The 1,066-nt window shown below is 57.0% G+C and carries 1 protein-coding gene; it reads left to right on the top strand.

The window, feature by feature from the left end; all coding sequences use genetic code 11:
• On the top strand, positions 1–1,066 hold a 1,066-nt coding region (gene tuf, locus ACQKEK_RS23410), incomplete at both ends, for an elongation factor Tu (protein ID WP_499167733.1).

Here is a 1,066-nt window from a genome sequence, read left to right as displayed (position 1 = left end):
TGGCTAAAGAAAAATTCGAACGTAACAAACCGCACCTGAACGTCGGTACCATTGGTCACGTCGACCATGGCAAGACCACGCTCACCGCAGCTCTGACTAAGGTCTGTGCTGAGACTTGGGGCGGCTCTGCGCGTGACTTCTCGCAGATCGACAACGCGCCGGAAGAGAAGGCTCGTGGTATCACCATCAACACCTCCCACGTTGAATATGATTCCTCGATCCGTCACTACGCTCACGTTGACTGCCCTGGTCACGCTGACTATGTGAAGAACATGATCACCGGTGCTGCGCAGATGGACGGCGCGATCCTGGTTTGCTCCGCTGCTGACGGCCCGATGCCGCAGACTCGTGAGCACATCCTGCTGTCCCGTCAGGTTGGCGTTCCTTATATCGTTGTCTTCCTGAACAAGGCTGACATGGTTGACGACGCTGAGCTGCTTGAGCTGGTTGAGATGGAAGTGCGTGACCTGCTGTCGACTTACGACTTCCCGGGCGACGACACTCCGATCATTATCGGCTCTGCATTGATGGCCTTGAACGGCCAGGACGACAACGAGATGGGCGTATCGGCCGTGCGTAAGCTGGTCGAGACTCTGGACAGCTACATCCCAGAGCCTGAACGTGCAATCGACAAGCCGTTCCTGATGCCGATCGAGGACGTGTTCTCGATCTCTGGTCGCGGTACTGTTGTGACTGGTCGTGTTGAGCGCGGCATCGTTAAGGTTCAGGAAGAGATCGAGATCGTTGGTATTCGTGCCACGACCAAGACTACCTGCACCGGCGTCGAAATGTTCCGTAAGCTGCTCGACGAAGGTCGTGCGGGTGAGAACGTCGGCGTCCTGCTGCGCGGCACCAAGCGTGATGACGTTGAGCGTGGTCAGGTTCTGGCTAAGCCGGGCACCATCAAGCCGCACACCAAGTTCGAAGGCGAAGTCTACGTACTGAGCAAAGAAGAAGGCGGTCGTCACACTCCGTTCTTCAAAGGCTACCGTCCGCAGTTCTACTTCCGTACGACTGACGTGACCGGTAACTGCGAGCTGCCCGAAGGCGTTGAGATGGTGATGCC

The sequence above is a fragment of the Pseudomonas sp. NPDC077408 genome, assembly GCF_050269105.1.
Lineage (GTDB): Bacteria > Pseudomonadota > Gammaproteobacteria > Pseudomonadales > Pseudomonadaceae > Stutzerimonas.
The sequence above is the reverse complement of the archived record's forward strand: the minus strand, read 5'-3'. Positions and strand labels throughout refer to the sequence as shown.